21 protein-coding genes are annotated in these 20,347 nt (G+C 52.0%); 13 read left to right on the top strand and 8 right to left on the bottom strand.

What is annotated here, in order from left to right; all coding sequences use genetic code 11:
* Positions 1 to 24: 24 nt before the first annotated feature.
* From murJ to rimJ, 4 genes are all read right to left on the bottom strand, one after another.
* Positions 25 to 1,560, bottom strand: a complete 1,536-nt coding sequence (murJ, locus tag AB182_RS09425; protein ID WP_047369840.1) for a murein biosynthesis integral membrane protein MurJ — start codon at positions 1,558 to 1,560, stop codon at positions 25 to 27.
* 106 nt (positions 1,561 to 1,666) lie between these two features.
* Positions 1,667 to 2,590: a Gfo/Idh/MocA family protein gene (locus AB182_RS09420; protein ID WP_047369839.1), complete on the bottom strand. Its 924-nt coding sequence runs from the start codon at positions 2,588 to 2,590 to the stop codon at positions 1,667 to 1,669.
* Between the two features lie 2 nt (positions 2,591 to 2,592).
* Complete coding sequence (locus AB182_RS09415; protein ID WP_047369838.1) at positions 2,593 to 3,246, bottom strand: YceH family protein; 654 nt, start codon at positions 3,244 to 3,246, stop codon at positions 2,593 to 2,595.
* A gap of 9 nt (positions 3,247 to 3,255) precedes the next feature.
* Entirely contained in the window at positions 3,256 to 3,840 is a 585-nt protein-coding gene (gene rimJ / locus AB182_RS09410; protein ID WP_041851753.1) for a ribosomal protein S5-alanine N-acetyltransferase, read from the bottom strand.
* Between the two features lie 232 nt (positions 3,841 to 4,072).
* On the opposite strand from rimJ, the gene mdtH reads away from it, so the two are divergent.
* The 10 genes from mdtH to AB182_RS09365 all read left to right on the top strand — a co-directional run bounded on the left by mdtH (position 4,073) and on the right by AB182_RS09365 (position 11,620).
* Positions 4,073 to 5,281, top strand: a complete 1,209-nt coding sequence (mdtH, locus tag AB182_RS09405; protein WP_047369837.1) for a multidrug efflux MFS transporter MdtH — start codon at positions 4,073 to 4,075, stop codon at positions 5,279 to 5,281.
* Between the two features lie 64 nt (positions 5,282 to 5,345).
* Positions 5,346 to 5,993: a glutaredoxin 2 gene (grxB, locus tag AB182_RS09400; protein ID WP_047369836.1), complete on the top strand. Its 648-nt coding sequence runs from the start codon at positions 5,346 to 5,348 to the stop codon at positions 5,991 to 5,993.
* Positions 5,994 to 6,108: 115 nt separating this feature from the next.
* Positions 6,109 to 6,669 carry a lipoprotein gene (locus tag AB182_RS09395; protein ID WP_047369835.1) on the top strand — a complete coding sequence of 187 codons (561 nt, stop codon included), beginning with the start codon at positions 6,109 to 6,111 and terminating at the stop codon, positions 6,667 to 6,669.
* Between the two features lie 235 nt (positions 6,670 to 6,904).
* Positions 6,905 to 7,951 carry a dihydroorotase gene (pyrC, locus tag AB182_RS09390; RefSeq protein WP_047369834.1) on the top strand — a complete coding sequence of 349 codons (1,047 nt, stop codon included), beginning with the start codon at positions 6,905 to 6,907 and terminating at the stop codon, positions 7,949 to 7,951.
* 75 nt (positions 7,952 to 8,026) lie between these two features.
* On the top strand, positions 8,027 to 8,272 hold the full coding sequence (dinI, locus tag AB182_RS09385; protein ID WP_047369833.1) for a DNA damage-inducible protein I: 246 nt from the start codon (positions 8,027 to 8,029) through the stop codon (positions 8,270 to 8,272).
* A gap of 269 nt (positions 8,273 to 8,541) precedes the next feature.
* A complete protein-coding gene (gene bssS, locus AB182_RS09380; protein ID WP_041851759.1) occupies positions 8,542 to 8,796 on the top strand; it encodes a biofilm formation regulator BssS in 255 nt (84 codons plus the stop codon).
* A gap of 116 nt (positions 8,797 to 8,912) precedes the next feature.
* The gene (solA, locus tag AB182_RS09375) at positions 8,913 to 10,031 is read left to right on the top strand and encodes an N-methyl-L-tryptophan oxidase (RefSeq protein WP_047369832.1); all 1,119 of its coding nucleotides are present in this window, start codon (positions 8,913 to 8,915) and stop codon (positions 10,029 to 10,031) included.
* 60 nt (positions 10,032 to 10,091) lie between these two features.
* Positions 10,092 to 10,208, top strand: coding sequence for a YceO family protein (locus tag AB182_RS30420; protein ID WP_071845862.1), 117 nt, complete (start codon positions 10,092 to 10,094; stop codon positions 10,206 to 10,208).
* 268 nt (positions 10,209 to 10,476) lie between these two features.
* Entirely contained in the window at positions 10,477 to 11,043 is a 567-nt protein-coding gene (locus AB182_RS09370; protein ID WP_047369831.1) for a cytochrome b, read from the top strand.
* Between the two features lies 1 nt (position 11,044).
* Positions 11,045 to 11,620, top strand: coding sequence for a YceI family protein (locus tag AB182_RS09365; RefSeq protein ID WP_047369830.1), 576 nt, complete (start codon positions 11,045 to 11,047; stop codon positions 11,618 to 11,620).
* Positions 11,621 to 11,710: 90 nt separating this feature from the next.
* On the opposite strand, the gene trhO is transcribed toward AB182_RS09365, so the two are convergent.
* Positions 11,711 to 12,760 (bottom strand): oxygen-dependent tRNA uridine(34) hydroxylase TrhO, encoded by a 1,050-nt coding sequence (gene trhO, locus AB182_RS09360; protein ID WP_047369829.1) that lies wholly within the window; start codon positions 12,758 to 12,760, stop codon positions 11,711 to 11,713.
* 218 nt (positions 12,761 to 12,978) lie between these two features.
* On the opposite strand from trhO, the gene AB182_RS09355 reads away from it, so the two are divergent.
* From AB182_RS09355 to AB182_RS09345, 3 genes are all read left to right on the top strand, one after another.
* Entirely contained in the window at positions 12,979 to 13,899 is a 921-nt protein-coding gene (locus AB182_RS09355; protein ID WP_047369828.1) for a Kdo(2)-lipid IV(A) acyltransferase, read from the top strand.
* Positions 13,900 to 14,049: 150 nt separating this feature from the next.
* Positions 14,050 to 15,282 (top strand): multidrug efflux MFS transporter MdtG, encoded by a 1,233-nt coding sequence (mdtG, locus tag AB182_RS09350; protein WP_047369827.1) that lies wholly within the window; start codon positions 14,050 to 14,052, stop codon positions 15,280 to 15,282.
* 94 nt (positions 15,283 to 15,376) lie between these two features.
* Positions 15,377 to 15,751, top strand: coding sequence for a MysB family protein (locus AB182_RS09345; protein WP_047369826.1), 375 nt, complete (start codon positions 15,377 to 15,379; stop codon positions 15,749 to 15,751).
* On the opposite strand, the gene AB182_RS09340 is transcribed toward AB182_RS09345, so the two are convergent.
* From AB182_RS09340 to mdoG, 3 genes are all read right to left on the bottom strand, one after another.
* Positions 15,752 to 15,955, bottom strand: a complete 204-nt coding sequence (locus AB182_RS09340) for a YceK/YidQ family lipoprotein (RefSeq protein WP_407675506.1) — start codon at positions 15,953 to 15,955, stop codon at positions 15,752 to 15,754. It lies immediately after the preceding gene.
* A gap of 94 nt (positions 15,956 to 16,049) precedes the next feature.
* Entirely contained in the window at positions 16,050 to 18,578 is a 2,529-nt protein-coding gene (gene mdoH / locus AB182_RS09335; RefSeq protein WP_047369824.1) for a glucans biosynthesis glucosyltransferase MdoH, read from the bottom strand.
* On the bottom strand, positions 18,571 to 20,124 hold the full coding sequence (gene mdoG, locus AB182_RS09330) for a glucans biosynthesis protein MdoG (RefSeq protein ID WP_047369823.1): 1,554 nt from the start codon (positions 20,122 to 20,124) through the stop codon (positions 18,571 to 18,573). Before mdoG ends, mdoH begins: the two co-directional genes overlap by 8 nt.
* Positions 20,125 to 20,347 lie beyond the last annotated feature (223 nt).

The following is a 20,347-nucleotide window of genomic DNA, read 5'->3' as shown; positions in this document are numbered from 1 at the left end:
GTCAGGGGCGACTCCCTTTCGCGTTTACGCTATCCGACGGGCGAAGTCTTTCACTCTGAACCCCAGCAGCGCCAGCGTGGCAAAGTAAGCCACACCCCCTACCACCACCACGGCCATCAGCCTAATCAGTCGATGTGCCATATTACCTTGCGCCCAGTCTGGCATCACATACAGCATGCCAAACAGTGCCGCGGCCATCACAAGCACCGCAATAATCAGACGTGTCAGAAAACGTCCCCAGCCGGCCTGTGGGGTAAAGATATTCTGCTTACGCAGTTGCCAGTAGAGCAGACCGGCATTCAGGCACGCCGCCAGACCAATCGAGAGTGACAGACCTGCATGTTTTAGCGGGCCGATAAACACCAGGTTCATTAACTGCGTCATCACCAGCGTGACGATAGCAATCTTTACCGGCGTTTTGATGTTCTGTCGTGAATAGAATCCGGGCGCCAGCACTTTCACCACAATGAGGCCCATCAGACCAACCGAATAGGCGATGAGCGCACGCTGCGTCATCTGGGCATCAAACGGGGTGAATTTACCATACTGAAAAAGCGAAACCGTCAGCGGCTTTGCGAGAATGCCTAACGCCACCGCGCTGGGAAGCGCCAGCAAAAAGCACAACCGCAGCCCCCAATCCATCAGGCGGCAATACTCATCATGATTACCGCTGGCAAAACTTCGCGAAAGCGACGGCAGCAGAATCGTCCCCAGCGCCACGCCAAGCACCCCGGATGGAAACTCCATCAGGCGGTCTGCGTAATACATCCAGGAGACCGAACCGGAGACCAGGAAAGAGGCAAAAATGGTATTGATAATCAGGGAGATCTGACTGACCGATACGCCGAGGATCGCCGGCCCCATCTGTTTCATCACGCGCATCGCGCCCGCATCGCGGAAACTAATACGCGGCAGCACCAGCATGCCAATTTTTTTCAGATGCGGCAGTTGATAAACCAACTGCAGGATACCGCCCACCGTTACCGCCCATGCCAGCGCAAGTACAGGCGGATGGAAATATGGCACGCCAAACAGCGCAAAACCAATCATGCTGATATTAAGCAATGTGGGCGCGAATGCCGGGACCGAGAAACGGTTCCAGGTATTCAAAATCGCCCCGGCGAGTGACGCCAGTGAAATCAGCAAAATATAGGGAAACGTTATCTGCAAAAGCTGAGAGGTTAAGGCAAATTTATCGGCGGTATCGGCAAACCCCGGCGCCGTAACCAGAATCACCCAAGGCGCCGCCAGCATCCCGGCAATGGTGACAACAGCCAGCGCCAGTGTTAACAGCCCCGATACATAGGCAACAAAAACCCGCGTCGCCTCTTCGCCCTGTTTACTTTTATATTCTGCAAGAATGGGCACAAAAGCCTGAGAGAATGCCCCTTCGGCAAAAATACGTCGTAAAAGATTCGGCAGTTTAAATGCCACAAAGAAGGCATCGGTCGCCATCCCCGCACCAAATACCCTCGCCACAATGGCATCACGTGCGAAACCCAGCACGCGAGAAAACATGGTCATTGAGCTGACGGCCGCCAGCGATTTTAATAAGTTCATTTAGGATTCCATAAACACAACGCCTGCACAAAGCAGGCGTTGGTATCGCGAAGCGCTTAGTCTACCTGGAATAACGCGAATTTCTACCGCCATATGTTACAGAGGGTTATTCGCTCATCGCCTCACGCCAGAGTTTTTCAACGATGCGCTGGGCCATGATGGCCTGTTCTCCGGCTGTTTCCGGAACCGTCTGATTTTGCACACATTCAATAAAATGACGCGCGCATCCGGCGAAGCCTCGCTGCTCCAGAGTACTCTGCCAGCCGGGAATTGCCGGCGTCACTATCCCCTGCCCCTGTTCTTCGCGCCATTCACGCATATCGGTAACGTCATAAAGTCCGCCATCCGTTACGGCCTGCACCCACTCACGTTGACTACCGGCACGGCGATGCATACTGGTGGTGATGTTCAATGCGCCCTGCGCAAAGTGGTGCTCGGCATAAATCATTTCACCCTCGTCATTGGTCAACAATGTGCCGCTGGCAAGCGACGCGCTGCCTCCTGCTAACCAGAGTGCCGTATCCACAACATGCAGATAATCATCCAGTAAGGTGAAACGCAGATCGTGTGGGCCAACGCTGTTGCTGCGGTGTTTATCCATACGCAGCGATGCAGCCTGCGGCAAATGACGTTTTAACTGACGGTACAGCGGCGCGAAACGGCGGTTAAACCCCACCATCAGCGTCAACTTTTTGCGCGCCGCCAGTTCAATAAGCTTTTCCGCATCTGCCAGATTTTCTGCCAGGGGTTTGTCGACGCAAACATGGACACCGGCATTAAGCAGTTCACTCACCACTGCATAATGCGAGACAGTAGAGGTATGGACAAAGACTGCGTCGCACTGCGCAGCGAGTTCGGCTAACGACCCGGCATAAGGGATACGCCAGGTGTCGCACACGCGCTGCGCTTTTTCCCGCGTCGGCGACCATGCGGCCGCCAGCGTCCAGTCGGTCGCCGCCCCGAGTACCGGTAACCAGGCTTTTTGCGCGATGCCGCCCAATCCCACCACCCCAATACGTAATGCCGCCACGATTAATCTCCCAGATGTTCGAGTAATGAAGCCAGACGCTGTTTCAGCTCGGCAACGTCGTTTTCCAGCGCTTCAACACGTGAAGCCAGATCGTTATTGGTATCAAGCGGGCTTACCGCCTCCACAACGTTAATCAGCGTCTCCACATCACCGCTAAACAGATGCATGTAACGGCTTTCCCGTTTGCCTGGCTCTCTGGCCAGGCGCACAACGTACGGACCATCTTCGCGCTGAGCCAGATTCTCCAGCGCGCTTTCCACTTCACCCATATCGTTAAATTCATGCATCCGCGCCGCGCGTCCACGCAGTTCGCCTGGCGTCTGCGCGCCACGCAGTAACAGCGTGGTAATGATGGCCACTTCCGCTGAGGTGAGTTTCAGGTCGCCAAATTCGGAGTTGCAGAAACGCTGCTCATATTTAGTGACACGGTTACCGAAACCGCTGACGGTACGCAAATAGTGACGCTTCACCAGCGTATCCAGCACGTCCTGCACCTCATGCTCGCTGAGGTTCATTACCGGTTCACGGTTGGTTTTTTGGTTACATGCGGTCACCACGGCATTGACTGACAGTGGATATTGTTCTGGCGTAGTGACCTGTTTTTCCAGCAGGCATCCGATGACGCGCGCTTCCGTGGCACTGAGCTGATACTTCATGTTTTCTCCTTAACGACCTGGGGTCCAGTCTTTGGTGGTCAATGCCGTCAACACATGGTCGCGCCACTGTCCGTCAATCAGCAGATACGCTTTTGCGTAGCCCTCTTTTTCAAAACCAAGACGCGCCAGTAAATCGCCGCTGCGTTTATTGTGCGGCATATAATTCGCCATAATACGGTGTAAATGTTGCGTTCGTTGCATATAGCGAATGGCTGCCGTCAGCGCTTCGAACATTAACCCCTGCCCCTGCCATTTTTGCCCGATGGAATATCCCAGATAGCAGGCATGGAACGAACCGCGTACCACATTGGAGAAATTCGCCACACCGATGATTTCTTTTTCTTCTGGATCGAGTAACGCGAAATAAAATGCGGTTCCTTGTTTATGGAATTCGTTAATCATGCCCAGGCGTGCCTGCCAACCGGACGGATAGCAATGGCTCTCATCACGAACCGGTTCCCAGGGCTTTAAAAATTGACGGTTCTCGGCGTAATAGTCCGCAAGGCGCCAGGCGTCCCGCTCATGGACTAAGCGAACCACCAGCCTGTCAGTGACCAGGCGTACTTTCGGCACATTACTGCGATAGCCAAACATTCATTCCTTCTCCTTCCGGTTACTACTCTCAACCCCTTCCCTTTACTATACATTTGCTCGGCCACTCTGTGAAAACAACAACCTGCATTTTCGTCATCCATACGTTTTTTCGATGACAACTCTGAATTAAAGCCCGCTTTTGATAAAAAAATATTGTCGCCCCGATGATGGGAAAACATCAGGCGACCCGGCAGAATATGAAAGTACTTTCTTTTATTTCCCGGGAGGGGGAATGTCACGCGTATCGCAGGCAAGGAGCCTGGGTAAATATTTCCTGCTCGTCGATAATATGTTGGTGGTGCTGGGTTTTTTCGTCGTTTTCCCGCTTATTTCTATACGTTTTGTTGATCAACTCGGTTGGGCTGCCTTAATGGTCGGTATTGCCCTTGGGTTACGGCAATTCGTGCAGCAAGGACTGGGCGTTTTCGGCGGCGCTATCGCAGACCGTTTTGGTGCCAAACCGCTGATCGTTACCGGCATGCTCATGCGTGCAGCGGGTTTTGCCACCATGGGCATCGCTCACGATCCCTGGCTGCTGTGGTGCTCTTGCATATTATCCGGACTAGGCGGTACGCTCTTTGACCCACCGCGCACTGCGCTGGTGGTCAAGCTGATTCACCCATCCCAGCGTGGCCGCTTTTTCTCTATCCTGATGATGCAGGACAGTGCGGGGGCGGTAATCGGCGCACTGATTGGCAGTTGGTTGCTGCAATACGATTTTCGTCTGGTCTGTGCCGTCGGCGCCGCTGTATTTGTCCTTTGCGCAGGCTTTAATGCCTGGCTACTGCCCGCGTGGAAATTATCGACGGTAAGAACGCCGGTACGCGAAGGACTCAGCCGCGTATTGCGTGACAAACGTTTTGTCACCTATGTGCTGACGCTCACCGGGTATTACATGCTGGCGGTACAGGTGATGCTGATGCTGCCTATCATGGTGAACGATATTGCCGGTTCGCCAGCGGCAGTCAAATGGATGTATGCCATCGAGGCCAGCCTGTCGCTGACTCTGCTATACCCTATCGCCCGCTGGAGCGAAAAGCGGTTTCGCCTGGAACATCGGCTAATGGCCGGGCTACTGTTTATGTCATTCAGCCTGTTGCCAATAGGCCTTGTTACCAGCCTGCAGCAGCTGTTTACGCTGATTTGCACCTTTTATATCGGATCCATTATTGCTGAGCCGGCGCGTGAAACGTTAAGTGCGGCACTGGCTGATTCCCGTGCACGCGGTAGCTATATGGGGTTCAGCCGTCTGGGTCTGGCCTTTGGCGGCGCGCTGGGTTACGCCGGCGGTGGCTGGTTGTTTGACGTGGGTAAAGCACTGAGTCAACCAGCGTTGCCGTGGATGATGCTGGCACTGATTGGTCTTATCACCTTTTTCGCCTTACTGTGGCAATTTGCTCAAAAACGGACCCCTTCCCGCCTGCTCGAGCCCGGCGCGTAATTTGCCACTCCTTTTAATCTCCTCCATACTTTTTTGTGATGGACAATCAGTATGGAGGAGAATCGTGAAACTCTACATTTATGATCACTGCCCGTTCTGCGTTAAGGCCCGCATGATTTTCGGTCTCAAAAATATCCCCGTCGAACTCAATGTGTTGCTCAATGATGACGAGGCAACGCCAACCCGTATGATCGGCAAAAAAATGGCGCCGATACTGCAAAAAGATGACAGCCGTTATCTGCCAGAAAGCATGGATATTGTGCATTACGTCGACAAGCTCGACGGTAAGCCACTGCTGACCGGGAAGCAAAATCCGGCTCTCGACGCCTGGCTCAGAAAAGTGAATAGCTACGTTAATCGCCTGCTCATCCCGCGCTTTGCTAAAAGCGCCTTTGATGAATTCGCGACGCCTGAAGCGAGAGCGTACTTTGTCGCCAAAAAAGAGGCGGCCATCGGCGACTTTGCTGAGCATATGTCCCATTCATCCGGCCTTATCAAGAATATCAGCGATGATTTACGCGCACTGGATAAGCTTATCGTTCAGCCAAATGCAGTTAATGGCGAGCTGTCGGATGATGATATTCACCTGTTCCCCTTGTTGCGGAATCTGACTATTGTGGCCGGGATTAACTGGCCGACTCGCGTGGCCGACTACCGCGATAATATGGCGAAACAGACGCAAATTAACGTGCTCTCATCAATGGCGATATAATGCCCCAGGCGGAAGCGTACGCTTCCGCTTTCAGCTTTTTCTGCTGGCTTATCCTGTGCCCTGGGCTGATGCTGCAGACAAAGATGAATACACAGGCACTCTGTTGAGGAACACAATGAAAAAGATTATTTTCGCCGCGGCGCTCATTTTAAGCGGCGTTTTGGTGGGTTGTAACCAGCTAACACAGTACAGCATCAGCGAGCAGGAAATTAACCAGTCACTGCAAAAACGCAACAATTTCGCCAAAGACATCGGCCTGCCTGGCGTGGCGGATGCACATATTGTCCTTAGCAATCTGGCCAGCCAGATTGGACGCGAGGAACCGAATAAGATTACGCTTTCCGGCGATGCCAGTCTGGATATGAACTCCCTTTTCGGTAGCCAGAAAGCCACCATGAAGCTCAAGATGAAGGCATTACCGGTCTTTGATAAAGAAAAAGGGGCAATCTATCTCCAGGAAATGGAGGTAGTCGACGCGACCGTCGCGCCGCAGAAAATGCAGTCCATTCTGCAAACGTTGATGCCCTATTTGAACCAGTCCCTGCAAACCTACTTTAATCAGCATCCTGCTTATATTCTGCGTGAAGACAGCAGCAAAGGCGAAGCGCTGGCGAAAAAATATGCCAAAGGTATCGAAGTGAAACCCGGAGAAATTATCATCCCCCTCACCGATTAAGCGCGTAAGGTTTTTTACGGAAAAGCGGCAAACGGAGCTGTTTTATACCTAAAATAGTTGCATTGCTGAAAGACAGCGAAGCCGTGAATTCCCGGAAACTTACGCAAGTGAGTGACCGGGATGCCCGTGAAGCCAATGCATATGCAGCTTGAAGTATGACGGGTATACGCTTATTCTTAGTGCCCGGCAAAAAACCAGCCATATTGACTGATTCTCACCCAGCCGGAGCACTCTCATGACAGCACAATCCCAGGTTTTAAAAATCCGCCGCCCTGATGACTGGCACGTTCATTTACGTGACGGCGAAATGTTAAAAACCGTCGTGCCCTGGACCAGCGAAATCTATGCTCGCGCCATCGTCATGCCCAACCTTGCCCCGCCGGTGACCAGCGTCGATGCGGCTATTGCTTATCGCCAACGCATTCTTGATGCCGTACCTGCCGGGCATGACTTTACTCCGCTGATGACCTGCTATCTGACCGACTCGCTCAATCCTGACGAAGTGGAACGCGGTTTTCGCGAGAACGTCTTTACTGCCGCCAAGCTCTATCCTGCAAATGCCACCACCAACTCCAGCCATGGGGTGACCAGTATTGATGCCATCATGCCGGTGCTTGAGCGTATGGAAAAATTGGGGATGCCACTGCTGGTACACGGTGAAGTGACCCATGCTGAGATCGATATCTTCGATCGCGAGGCCCGTTTTATAGAGACGGTAATGGAGCCGCTTCGCCAGCGTCTGCCGGGATTGAAAGTGGTTTTTGAACATATCACGACGAAAGATGCGGCAGATTATGTGCGTGACGGCAATGAACTGCTGGCCGCCACCATCACACCGCAGCATCTGATGTTCAACCGCAACCATATGCTGGTTGGCGGCGTGCGCCCCCATCTCTACTGTCTACCCATCCTGAAACGTAATGTGCATCAACAGGCACTGCGTGAACTGGTTGCCAGCGGCTTTACTCGCGCCTTTCTCGGTACGGACTCCGCGCCGCACGCCCGCCATCGTAAAGAGGCCAGTTGTGGCTGTGCAGGCTGCTTCAACGCGCCGACCGCGCTGGCAAGTTATGCCACTGTGTTTGAGGAGATGAATGCGCTGCAGCACTTTGAAGGTTTCTGCTCACTCAATGGCCCGCGTTTTTATGGCCTCCCAGTGAATGAGTCTTTTATTGAGCTGGTGCGTGAAGATTCCACGGTCATCGACAGTATTGACTTGCCGGAAGATGCGATCATCCCGTTCCTTGCCGGTGAGACCGTGCACTGGACAGTGAAATCCTGATTTTTTTCACGCCCCCTGTTGTAAACCCTGCAAGGTAACTGTATAAATACACAGTATATAACACAGGGGGTTGCCATGCGCATTGAAGTCACTATTGCCAAAACTACACCACTCCCGCCTGGCGCTATCGATGCGCTGGCGAGCGAGTTATCCCGCCGACTGAATAATTATTACCCTGATAGCGAAAATAAAATTACGGTCCGTTATGCGACAGCAAATAACTTGTCCGTAATGGGCGGAGCAAAAGAAGATAAAGAGCGCATCAGTGAAATTTTGCAAGAAACCTGGGAAAGCGCAGACGACTGGTTTATCCGGGATTAAAAAATAAGCTGTATTGTGCATGTTTTGCCGGGTCGCCCCGGCTTTTTTGTTTTTTTAAGCAAAAATCCTACTTCTCTCCTAACTCACTTAAAAATAACGCGTAAGTTAGCGCTTTCTTGTTCAAAAAAATCCAGCCGCAATAAAATTATGTTGCAGAGTGTTATTTATTCGATCAGCCAGGTTAAATATTGGTATACTGAAAAGGCTTCACAAAACACGCATTGAACCTCGAAAGTCGTTGTCAGTTAACACGCCATAAGGGGGTTATGATGGAAAAGAATAATGAAGTCATCCAGACCCATCCTCTGGTTGGATGGGATATCAGCACAGTGGACAGTTACGATGCACTGATGTTGCGCTTACATTACCAGACCCCAAACAGAGCCGCTTCACAGGATACCGAAGTAGGCCAGACGTTGTGGTTAACGACCGAAGTTGCCCGCCAGTTTATTTCGATTTTAGAAGCGGGTATCGCTAAAATAGAATCAGGCGAGTACCAGGAAAATGAGTATCGTAGGCATTAGCGATAATGCTCAATAATCACTCAACAGGCACCCATGGGGTGCCTTAATTATTTCCCGTCTTGTATAACGCCTCCCGGTTATTTACTCTCCTGACTACGCACTTGATGGAGAACAACATGAAATACGATTTGATCATCATTGGCAGCGGTTCTGTCGGTGCAGCGGCGGGCTATTATGCGTCCCGTGCCGGTCTCAACGTACTGATGACCGATGCGCACCTGCCGCCACATAAGGAAGGAAGCCATCATGGCGATACCCGTTTAATCCGCCATGCTTACGGGGAGGGTGAAAAATACGTTCCTCTGGTACTGCGCGCTCAGGAACTGTGGGATCAGTTGGTTGCTGAAAGCGGCGAAGCCGTATTTGAGCGCACCGGCGTCCTCAATCTTGGCCCTGCGCACTCCTCTTTTCTGGCCAATGTCGCGCAAAGCGCGCTGCGCTGGAATCTGGCTGTAGAAAAACTTGATGCGCCATCTCTGATGGCACGCTGGCCGGAAATCGTCGTCCCCGATGACTACATCGGCTTGTTCGAAGCAGACTCCGGCGTACTGCGCAGCGAACTGGCAATTAAAACCTGGATTCGCCTGGCGCAAGAAGCCGGATGCGCACAGCTGTTTAACTGCCCGGTGACAGCCCTGCATACTGCCGATGATGGCGTGAGTATTGATACGTCAGAGGGCACATTCAGTGCGAAAAAGGTCCTGGTCAGTAGCGGTACATGGGTTTCGCGACTGGTTCCGGACTTACCTGTGCAGCCAGTACGAAAAGTCTTTGCCTGGTTCCAGGCCGATGGTCGTTACAGTACCAAAAATCGCTTCCCGGCCTTTACCGGTGAAATGGCGGATGGCTCTCAATACTATGGTTTCCCCGCTGAGGACGATGCGTTAAAAATCGGCAAGCATAACGGCGGACAACTCATCAACGAGGCCAGCGAACGCGTACCGTTTGGCGCGGTGGCTTCTGATGGCTCTGAATGCTTTAGCTTCCTGCGCCAGTTCTTGCCGGGTATCGGCGGGTGTCTGTACGGCGCCTCTTGTACTTATGACAATTCTCCTGATGAAGACTTTATTATCGACACCCTACCCGGCTCTTCCGATGTTTTGCTGGTCACAGGCTTAAGCGGGCATGGCTTCAAATTTGCGCCGGTACTGGGGGAAATTGCGGCCCTCTTCGCCCAGGGTGAAAGCAGTAAGTTTGATTTGACCCCCTTCTCTTTAGCACGCTTTGCAGGATAATTTCTTTGTGCGGCCCCTTTATGGGCCGCCTTTTCTTTTGGCCGATTATCAGGAGAGATTATGCGCCGCTTATTCCTTTATCTGGTTAATAATGTCCGCGAGCATTTAATGGTATATATCGTTTTATGGTCAATCATTGCCCTTGTGGATCTTATTTATATTGTCTGGGCTGAATAACAAATATTGACGTTTACTGACATTAATTTAAAAAAACAAAAATATCGACAGATTTTTTGAAATAAAAAACCCTACTCAACCCCCTTCTATTCAGGCCTTACAAGCATCAATCACCCCCTCACACTCGAATCAACTGAATATATGCACGATAATTTATTCAAATTTTATGATATTAAAAAATCAGAATTACTAATTGTTAGTTTTAAGTTGCAATATTATTTTTCTGACGCCATTTTAAATTAACTTTTACACTCTTGCGGTTAACATTATGCAACTTCGTAATTCTCCATTTCGCTATGGCGCAATTTCTGTTGTCCTGCACTGGCTGGTCGCAATTGCCGTCTATGGCATGTTTGCGCTGGGTTTGTGGATGGTCACGCTCAGCTATTACGATGGCTGGTACCATCAGGCGCCCGAACTGCATAAAAGTATTGGCATTGTCCTGATGCTGGTACTGGTAATCCGCCTTATCTGGCGGCGCCTCTCTCCTCCTCCCGCGCCACTCGCAAGCTACTCTCGGTTGACGCGTATTAGCGCGGTGGTTGCACATGTCGCGCTTTATTTGCTGCTGTTCGCCATTCTGTTCAGTGGCTACCTCATCTCCACCGCTGACGGGAAACCGATCAGCGTTTTCGGTCTGTTTGATGTGCCTGCCACGATTGCCGATGCAGGCTCGCAGGCAGACCTCGCCGGAGATATTCACCTGTGGCTGGCATGGACGGTCGTCATCCTTTCGGTCTTGCACGGCCTTGCCGCCTTTAAACACCATTTCATTGATAAAGACGACACCCTAAAGCGCATGCTGGGTAAATCGTCATCTGACTCTGGAGTATGATATGAAGAAAAGCCTGCTGGGTTTTACTCTCGCTTCGTTACTGTTCTCTGCGGGTTCCGCGATGGCAGCGGAATACAAAATCGACAAAGAAGGTCAACACGCCTTCATCAATTTCCGCATCCAGCACCTCGGTTACAGCTGGTTGTACGGCACATTTAAAGACTTTGACGGCTCTTTTACCTTTGATGAGGCCAATCCTGCCTCTGATAAAGTCAATGTCACCATCAATACCAACAGTGTCGATACCAACCATGCGGAACGCGACAAACATCTTCGCAGTGGTGAATTTCTCAATGTGACGAAACATCCGCAGGCAACCTTCACCTCGACCGAAGTAAAAAAAGACGGTGATGAGCTGGATATCACCGGCAATCTGACCTTAAACGGCGTGACCAAACCGGTGAAACTGGAAGCCAAACTGATTGGTCAGGGTGATGATCCCTGGGGTGGCAAACGCGCTGGTTTTGAAGCGGAAGGGAAAATTAAACTTAAAGACTTTAATATCACGACCGACCTTGGCCCTGCTTCGCAGGAGGTCGAATTGATAATCTCAGTGGAAGGCGTACAGCAGAAGTAACCACCCACAGAAGTATCAGAGGCGGATCATAGACGATGATCCGCCCTGGCTCGTTGCCTGTGAGCACAGGGCCCACGCTGGCGAAAGCGTTTACTCAGGGTCCGGGATACCGAGTTTTGTATTCAGTCGACCACGCGATTTGTTGAAAATCTTGTTGCCATTTTCCCTTCCGGCTCGCCGCTTACGCTGTTCCTCTTCCGGTAACTGGCTCTCTTCCAGACAGGCTTCGCTACAGCACCCTTTGAATTTTTCGGCGCACGACGGGCATTGAATGAACAGCAAATGGCAACCATCGTTCACACAGTTAGTATGGCTATCGCATGGCACACCGCACTGATGGCAATGGGCAATCACGTCATCAGAGATACGCTCTCCCATACGTTCATCAAAAACAAAGTTCTTACCGATAAAACGCACCGGTAACCCTTGTTCACGCGCGCGACGGGCATATTCAATGATCCCGCCTTCGATGTGCCAGACTTTGTTAAAGCCGTTATGTTTCATCCAGGCGCTGGCTTTTTCACAACGGATCCCGCCGGTGCAGTACATGACTATCTTTTTGTCTTTATGTTCCTGCATCATTTCAACCGCTTTTGGCAGTTGTTCGCGGAAGGTGTCGGCAGGAATTTCCAGCGCGCCATCAAAATGGCCCACTTCGTATTCATAGTGGTTGCGCATGTCGATAAAAATCGCATCCGGGTCATCGAGCATCGCGTTCACTTCGGCGGCTTTCAGGTATTCGCCGACATCGCTGGCATTAAACGAGTCATCCTCAATCCCGTCCGCGACGATGCGATCGCGCACTTTCATGCGCAGAACCCAGAATGATTTGCCATCATCGTCAATCGCAATGTTCATACGCAGGCCATTCAGGGCAGGATCGAAGCTGTAGAGATAGGCTTTCAATGCTTCAAACTGGCTTTCCGGCACGCTGATTTGCGCGTTGATCCCTTCATGAGCTAAATATACGCGACCGAACACATTCAGCTTTGTTAAGGCGGTATAGAGTATGTCGCGCGTGACCTGCGGGTTAACGATGGAGAAATATTTATAGAATGAGACGGTCTTGCGCGGCTCGGTTTCTGCAAGCATGCGCGCTTTCAGTTCGTCATTCGAGATGCGGTTGTGTAACACTGGCATGGTGTACGTATCCTGCAATGCGGTAATCAATAAAATCGGGCGGCATCATAAAGCAATTAGTAGCAATTTACATCCACACAATTTGCGCTACATTTCCCTCATTAAAATCATCTTTCAATAACAATAGCCTGGCAATTACGCATTCAACTGGTAGTGATTTTGGTTGATTCGATAAAAATGCGACAATGCAGGAGATTTTTGCTGAGTAAAGGAACGATATGACGCATTTACCTAAATTTTCCCCGTCACTGCTACATCCGCGCTACTGGCTAACCTGGTGCGGTATTGGGTTGTTGTGGCTGGTGGTACAACTGCCTTATCCGGCCATTTATCGCCTGGGTTGCGGTACAGGACGGCTGGCAATGCGCCTAATGAAGCGCCGCGTGCGTATCGCACATCGCAACCTTGAGCTTTGCTTCCCGCAGATGCCGGAGCAAGAGCGTCAGGAAATGGTCAAGAAGAACTTTGAGTCTGTCGGAATGGGAGTAATGGAGACCGGGATTGCGTGGTTCTGGCCAGACAGACGAATCAATCGCTGGGTGGATGTCATCGGGATGGACAACACACAAAAACACTTCGCCGAAGGCAAGGGGATTTTGCTTATCGGCGTGCACTTCTTAACGCTTGAGTTGGGGGCACGCGTCTTCGGTATGCATATTCCTGGCATTGGAGTGTATCGGCCCAATGACAATCCCCTGCTGGACTGGCTACAAACGTGGGGACGGTTACGTTCAAACAAGACGATGATAGATCGTAAAGATCTGAAAGGGATGGTGCGCGCACTGAAAAGCGGCGATGTCGTATGGTACGCGCCGGACCACGACTACGGCCCACGCTCCAGCGTCTTTGTACCGTTCTTTGCGGTAGAGCAGACCGCTACCACTACCGGCACATGGATGCTGGCGAAAATGTCTAAATCTTGCCTGGTACCTTTTGTACCGCGTCGTAAACCAGACGGTAAAGGGTATGAACTGATCATGCTGGAAGGTGAAACCACGCCACCGCTGGAGAGTGCAGAAGAGACCGCAGCCTGGATGAATAAAGTTGTTGAGCGCTGCATTCTGATGGCCCCGGAGCAATATATGTGGCTGCATCGTCGCTTCAAAACCCGCCCGGAAGGTGTCCCTTCTCGCTATTAACCTCCTGCGTAGCCTGGTCCGCCGGGCTGCGCTTGTTGTATTTCTTCACATGCTTTCCATTGCAGCTTTTATCACCCAGGCGCATAATTAGCAGGCTTATTATTTTTGATTGCTAATTTTTCGCGTGTGACACGCGTAACGTGGAAGGTAATGTCATCTCCTGCTCCCATAAACTGGAAACGTAATTTGACCGTGGCCTGGGTAGGCTGTTTTTTAACTGGCGCGGCATTTAGTCTGGTCATGCCTTTTTTACCTCTCTACGTGGAGCTACTCGGCGTTACCGGGCATAGCGCGCTTAACATGTGGTCCGGTCTGGTTTTTAGTATTACTTTTCTTTTTTCCGCAATCGCCTCCCCCTTCTGGGGCGGCCTCGCTGACCGCAAAGGGCGTAAAATAATGCTCCTGCGTTCTGCGCTGGGAATGGCGATTGTCATGGCCCTGATGGGGCTTGCGCAGACTATCTGGCAGTTTCTTGTATTGCGCGCCCTGCTTGGCTTGCTCGGCGGCTTTATCCCGAATGCCAACGCGCTGATCGCAACACAGATGCCACGAAACCGCAGCGGATGGGCGATGGGAACATTATCTACGGGCGGCGTAGCAGGAGCATTGCTTGGCCCACTGGCAGGGGGGCTACTGGCCGATATGTACGGGCTACGGATGGTCTTTTTTATCACCGCCTCGGTTCTGTTTATCTGCTTTTTGTTAACGCTTTTTTGCATCCGGGAAAATTTCACCCCGGTGGCGAAAAAAGAGATGCTTCATGCAAGAGAAGTTTTCGCTTCGCTGAAAAGTCCGCGCCTCGTGCTGAGTCTGTTTGTTACGACGATGATCATTCAGGTCGCAACGGGCTCTATTGCCCCTATCCTGACGCTTTATGTCCGTGAACTGGCAGGTAACGTCGGTAATATTGCATTTATTAGCGGTATGATTGCTTCGGTTCCCGGTATGGCGGCGCTGATGAGCGCACCGCGCCTTGGCCTGCTGGGTGATCGTATCGGCCCGGAAAAGATTTTAATCGCCGCGCTACTGATTTCCGTCTTACTGCTGGTGCCTATGGCCTTTGTACAAACGCCGTGGCAGCTTGGGTTACTGCGTTTTCTCCTGGGTGCCGCCGATGGCGCCCTGCTCCCCGCAGTGCAAACACTGCTGGTCTATAACACGACCCAACAAATTGCAGGCCGTGTATTCAGCTACAACCAGTCATTCCGCGATATCGGTAATGTGACCGGCCCACTGCTCGGCGCAGCGGTCTCGGCAAACTACAGTTTTCGCGCCGTATTCTGCGTTACGGCGGGCATCGTCCTGTTTAACGCTTTTTACTCCTGGGTCAGTTTACAACGTCCCGCGCGCCGCAGAGTCGCTGACCACGTCATCGATGATTAACACCGATGACTGATTTTTTTGTTCGGGCACTTGCAAAACCTCATATTCAACTATTCTTTCCCTGAATACCTCGTCAAACCACAGGGAGAAATTTATGACTATGTACGCTACGCTCGAAGAAGCAATTGATGCTGCTCGCGAAGAGTTCCTGGCCAATAATCCAGGCGTGGAGGAAGAAGATGCCAGTGTGCAGCAATTCAACGTCCAGAAATACGTGCTCCAGGACGGAGACATTATGTGGCAGGCTGAATTCTTCGCAACAGACGAAGAGGAAGGCGAGTGTCTACCGATGTTATCGGGCGAAGCCGCACAGAGTGTTTTTGACGGCGATTTTGATGAGATAGAGCTGCGTCAGGAGTGGCTGGAAGAAAACACGCTACACGAGTGGGATGAAGGGGAATTCCAGCTTGAACCTCCACTTGATACGGAAGAAGGTCAGGCCGCTGCGGATGAGTGGGACGAGCGTTAATTATTCATACGGGCCATGGTGAGCATCAATGGGCAGCAAGAGCGTATCGAACACCAGCGAGAATGGCAGGTCGAGTACGGTAACGTAGCGCCATGCGGAGTCGCGGACATCCCATTTGACGCCAGAGTAGTATTGATTGCCATGCCCCTGGCCTGGGATCGTCCGGCTGATGATGCTGCCACATCCGCTCAGCAGGCATGTCATAAGTGCTACGATAAGAATTCTCACCCATTACCTCGCATATCATTATTTACGTAAAAAAATACCGGCCCTGGGGCCGGTATTTTCTCATCTCAGCTTACTTTGCCTTCAGAGCAAGCGGATTGAGTTTCACATCCTGATAAAAGGTTACCCACGAGAGATACCTCTCTGGCGATGCCCATACACGGTAGTGCAAGCGCGCCATGGTGACAGGATCACTCAGCAGCACCAGACGTCGGTCACGGGTAAGCTTATCCGGGGTCTCGTTCAGCGCCTGCTCAACGTGACGCTCACGGGCGATCTCCAGAATATGCCCGCGACGATGACGCGCGGTTGCCATTGCCGTTGCCAGCGCGTTAAACGACGGGTTGAACACGGCATGCATAAAGCCATCTTCCAGTGAACGCCCGCGGTTCAGCTCCAGATACTTGTCAGTATCCACCAGCACCTGCGGCGGAGAGTACTCTTCCGGAATCAGGAACAGCTTCCAGCGCTTGGTTCGCAGGCCCGTCGTTGAACGACTGGAAATGACCGACACGAACGGAGACAGGATCAGCGAGAAGACGATCGGCGCCAGCCAGAACAGGAAGCGCAGATCCAGCCATGCCATACCCACTGCCCACACCAGCCCCAGCAACAACTGAGAACCATGACGCATGAACGCCTCGCCCCACGGGGTCGAGTCATCGTCACGCTGCGGTGAGTTCCAGACCACTTCCCAGCCGAGGAATGCGCTGACCACGAATACCGTGTGGAACAGCATACGCACCGGCGCCAGCAGAACGGAGAACAGCACTTCCAGCAGCAGGGAGAGTGTCACCCGTACAAAACCACCGTACTCTTTCGGCCCTTTGCACCAGATCAGAATGATACTCAGCAGTTTCGGTAAAAACAGCAGAACCATCGTTGAGGCAAAGAGCGCGATAGCCAGTTCCGGGCGCCACTGCGGCCATACCGGGAAGAGCTGACGCGGTTGCAGGAAGTATTGCGGCTCTGTTAATGCATGCACCACCTGCAGCGCAGTCGACAAGGCCAGGAACATAAACCACAACGGCGCAGAGAGGTAGGACATCACCCCTGTCAGGAACACCGCACGGTGCACCGGATGCATCCCCTTCACGAGGAACAGACGAAAGTTCATCAGGTTACCGTGACACCAGCGACGGTCGCGTTTGAGCTCATCCAGCAAGTTCGGCGGCAGTTCCTCATATGAGCCTGGCAGGTCATAAGCAATCCAGACGCCCCAGCCCGCACGACGCATCAGCGCGGCTTCAACGAAGTCATGAGAAAGAATCGAACCAGCAAACGAGCCTTCACCCGGCAACGGTGCCAGCGCGCAGTGCTCAATAAACGGCTTCACGCGGATGATCGCGTTGTGACCCCAGTAGTGCGATTCCCCCAACTGCCAGAAGTGCAGGCCTGCGGTGAACAGCGGACCATACACGCGCGTAGCAAACTGCTGGCAGCGGGCGTACAACGTATCCATGCCGGAAGCTTTTGGCGACGACTGAATGATACCGGCATTCGGGTTCGCTTCCATCAGACGCACCAGCCCGGTCAGACAATCACCGGTCATCACGGAGTCGGCGTCCAGCACTACCATGTAGCTGTACTGGCTGCCCCAGCGACGGCAGAAATCATCAATGTTACCGCTTTTACGTTTCACGCGACGGCGACGGCGGCGGTAGAAAATTTGCCCTTCACCTTGCACCTCGGCGATAAGTTCCATCCAGGCTTTCTGCTCAGCAACGCAGATATCCGGGTTGTAACTATCACTGAGTACGTAAACGTCAAAGTGTTCACTGTTACCGGTCGCTTTTACCGACTCCCAGGTCGCACGCAGGCCCGCAAAAACACGATCAACGTCTTCATTACAGATAGGCATGATCAGCGCAGTGCGGTGCGCAGGATTGAGCGCCTCATCACCGACTGTGGAAGCGGAGATACTGTATTTATCCCGCCCTATCAGCAACTGTAAGAAGCCCATCAGTGCGGTCCAGAAACCGGCCGACACCCAACAGAACAGTACGGCAAACAGAATGAGGATACCGGTCTGCAGCACATACGGCAGTAGCTGCATAAAGGAAACCCACAGATTCTGGCCCACCATGTCCGACGGGTTAATCAGCGCCCAGCCCTGGTAAGGCAGGATGGTTTTCATGTACCAGGTAGCAACGACGGTTTGCGACAGGGTCAGCAGCAGCAGGATGTAACGACGAATAGAACCCACCGTACGCCATTTTTGCTCGCTGGCCTGCTCTTCTTTGGTCAACCGCGACATGTACCGCGGCTGAACATCGCGACCACGAAGCCTGTCCCAGAAACGCCCAATCGGGTTCGTTCTCCAGGGATCAGGGAACATCGAAGAACGCTTCGCTTTCGGCATTGCCTCCAGTTGCGTGCGCCCTTCATCATCTTTAACGAGTTGACCTTTCGCAAGGGAGTCAGGCCAACTGTGCTCAAGACGTGCTTTTACTGAACCCAGCGGCGAATCATCGTCACGGGTCCAGCTGTGACGCTCATCGTCCAGGGCTTCATGCACAGCACGAATACTCTCTGTCGGCAGCGCTGCCTTTTCCGCATCCGGAAGCGGCAGCGCGTCGATATACTCAGTTGTCTTATTCATTGGAAGGTAACTGATAGCTCCAGGTTTCACTCAGGGTCTTGTCGCCATTGACCAGTGCGGCACGCATATCGGTGGTTTTCTTCGGATCTTTGACCTTCACACGCAGCATTAAACGCCAGCCTTGCGTGACAGGATTATAACGAACGGTATTTTCAACGATTTCGCCATTATCACCGATACTGGCCTGCGCGGTGACGGGGGTGTCTTTCGGCAGTTGCTTCATATCCTGACCGGTGAAGTCCACGACAAAGGCCTGCGTACCATCCGGCTGACGAATCAGGTTGGACTGTTTGACATCGCCAGTAGAGCGACGAGTCTGCATCACCCATGCGTTATCCGGGGCATGCAGCTTGTCTTCATCGCGACTAAAGGTGATGGTGTATTTGAAATTCATCTCTTTACCCGGCTCCGGCAGTTGATCCGGCGTCCAGTAAGTGACGATATTATCGTTGGTTTCGTCGTTGGTCGGAATCTCCACCAGCTCAACCTTCCCTTTGCCCCAGTCGCCTTTCGGGGTGATCCAGGCGCTTGGACGCAGGTCATAACGGTCGTCGATATCTTCAAAACGCGAGAACTGACGACCACGCTGCAGCAGGCCAAAGCCCTGCGGGTTTTCCATAGCGTAACTGCTTACTGCCAGGTGTTTCGGGTTGTTCAGCGGGCGCCAAATCCACTCGCCATTGCCGGCGAGCATCGACAACCCGTTGGAGTCATGCAGTTCAGGGCGGTAGTTGATTGCCGGTGACGGCTGTGATGGTCCGAACAGGAACATACTGGTCAGCGGCGCCACACCCAGTTTGCCCACTTTGTCACGCAAATAGACCTTAGACTGCACGTCAACGACAGTATCGCGCCCTGGAATAATGACAAAGCGATAGGCGCCGGTGGCGCGTGGAGAATCCAGCAGTGCGAAAATGGTCAGACGTTTGTCAGTCGGTTTTGGACGTTCGATCCAGAACTCTTTAAAACGAGGGAACTCCTCCCCAGACGGCAAAGCCGTGTCGATCGCCAGACCACGGGCAGAAAGGCCATACACCTGGCCTGCGCCAATCACACGGAAGTAGCTGGCACCCAGCATACTGACGATTTCATCGTTTTTATCTTTATTATTAATGGGGTAGAGGACTTTGAAACCGGCGAATCCGAGATCTTTGACCGTGTCTTTATCGTGCTGCACGTTACCAAAGTTAAAATAATCCGGGCTGTATTTAATTTTGCGAACAGCGGTAGCAGTGACTTCATTGATAGCAACCGGCGTGTCGAAGTACATGCCCTGGTGATAGAATTCAAGCTTAAATGGGGTATTAATGGCGCTCCAGTAGGCCTTATCATGGTTGAATTGAATCTGCTGATAATCCGCATATTTCATCTCGCGGAATACGGACGGCAGATTGCTTTTTGGCGCTTCGTAACCTTTGCCTGCTAAGGATTGTGCCTGTTTTGCGACATCGTCAATGGAAAAAGCCCAGCCTGATGACGTATAAAGTGACAACAGTACCGCAGCACCCAACCAACGCATTTTCATCATTCGTAATTTAGGTTTCATAATAACTAAGCACTTCCCCCTTTGTGTGCTTAAATCGATCCGATCCATTTTAATGGAAACTTTGGCATTCCGACAACTGAATCCCCGCTTTGTTCAGCACACCGGCTCAGTGAATAAGCAAATGAAACTAACCCTTTATCGTTTTGCGTACTTATCCTGGAGACAGTCTATCGGTCATAGTGTAGGGTTGATTAGGAATGTAATCATTATTTGTCTTATGGAT

Origin of the sequence: Phytobacter ursingii, from assembly GCF_001022135.1 — a bacterium.
Classification (GTDB): domain Bacteria; phylum Pseudomonadota; class Gammaproteobacteria; order Enterobacterales; family Enterobacteriaceae; genus Phytobacter; species Phytobacter ursingii.
The sequence above is the reverse complement of the archived record's forward strand: the minus strand, read 5'-3'. Positions and strand labels throughout refer to the sequence as shown.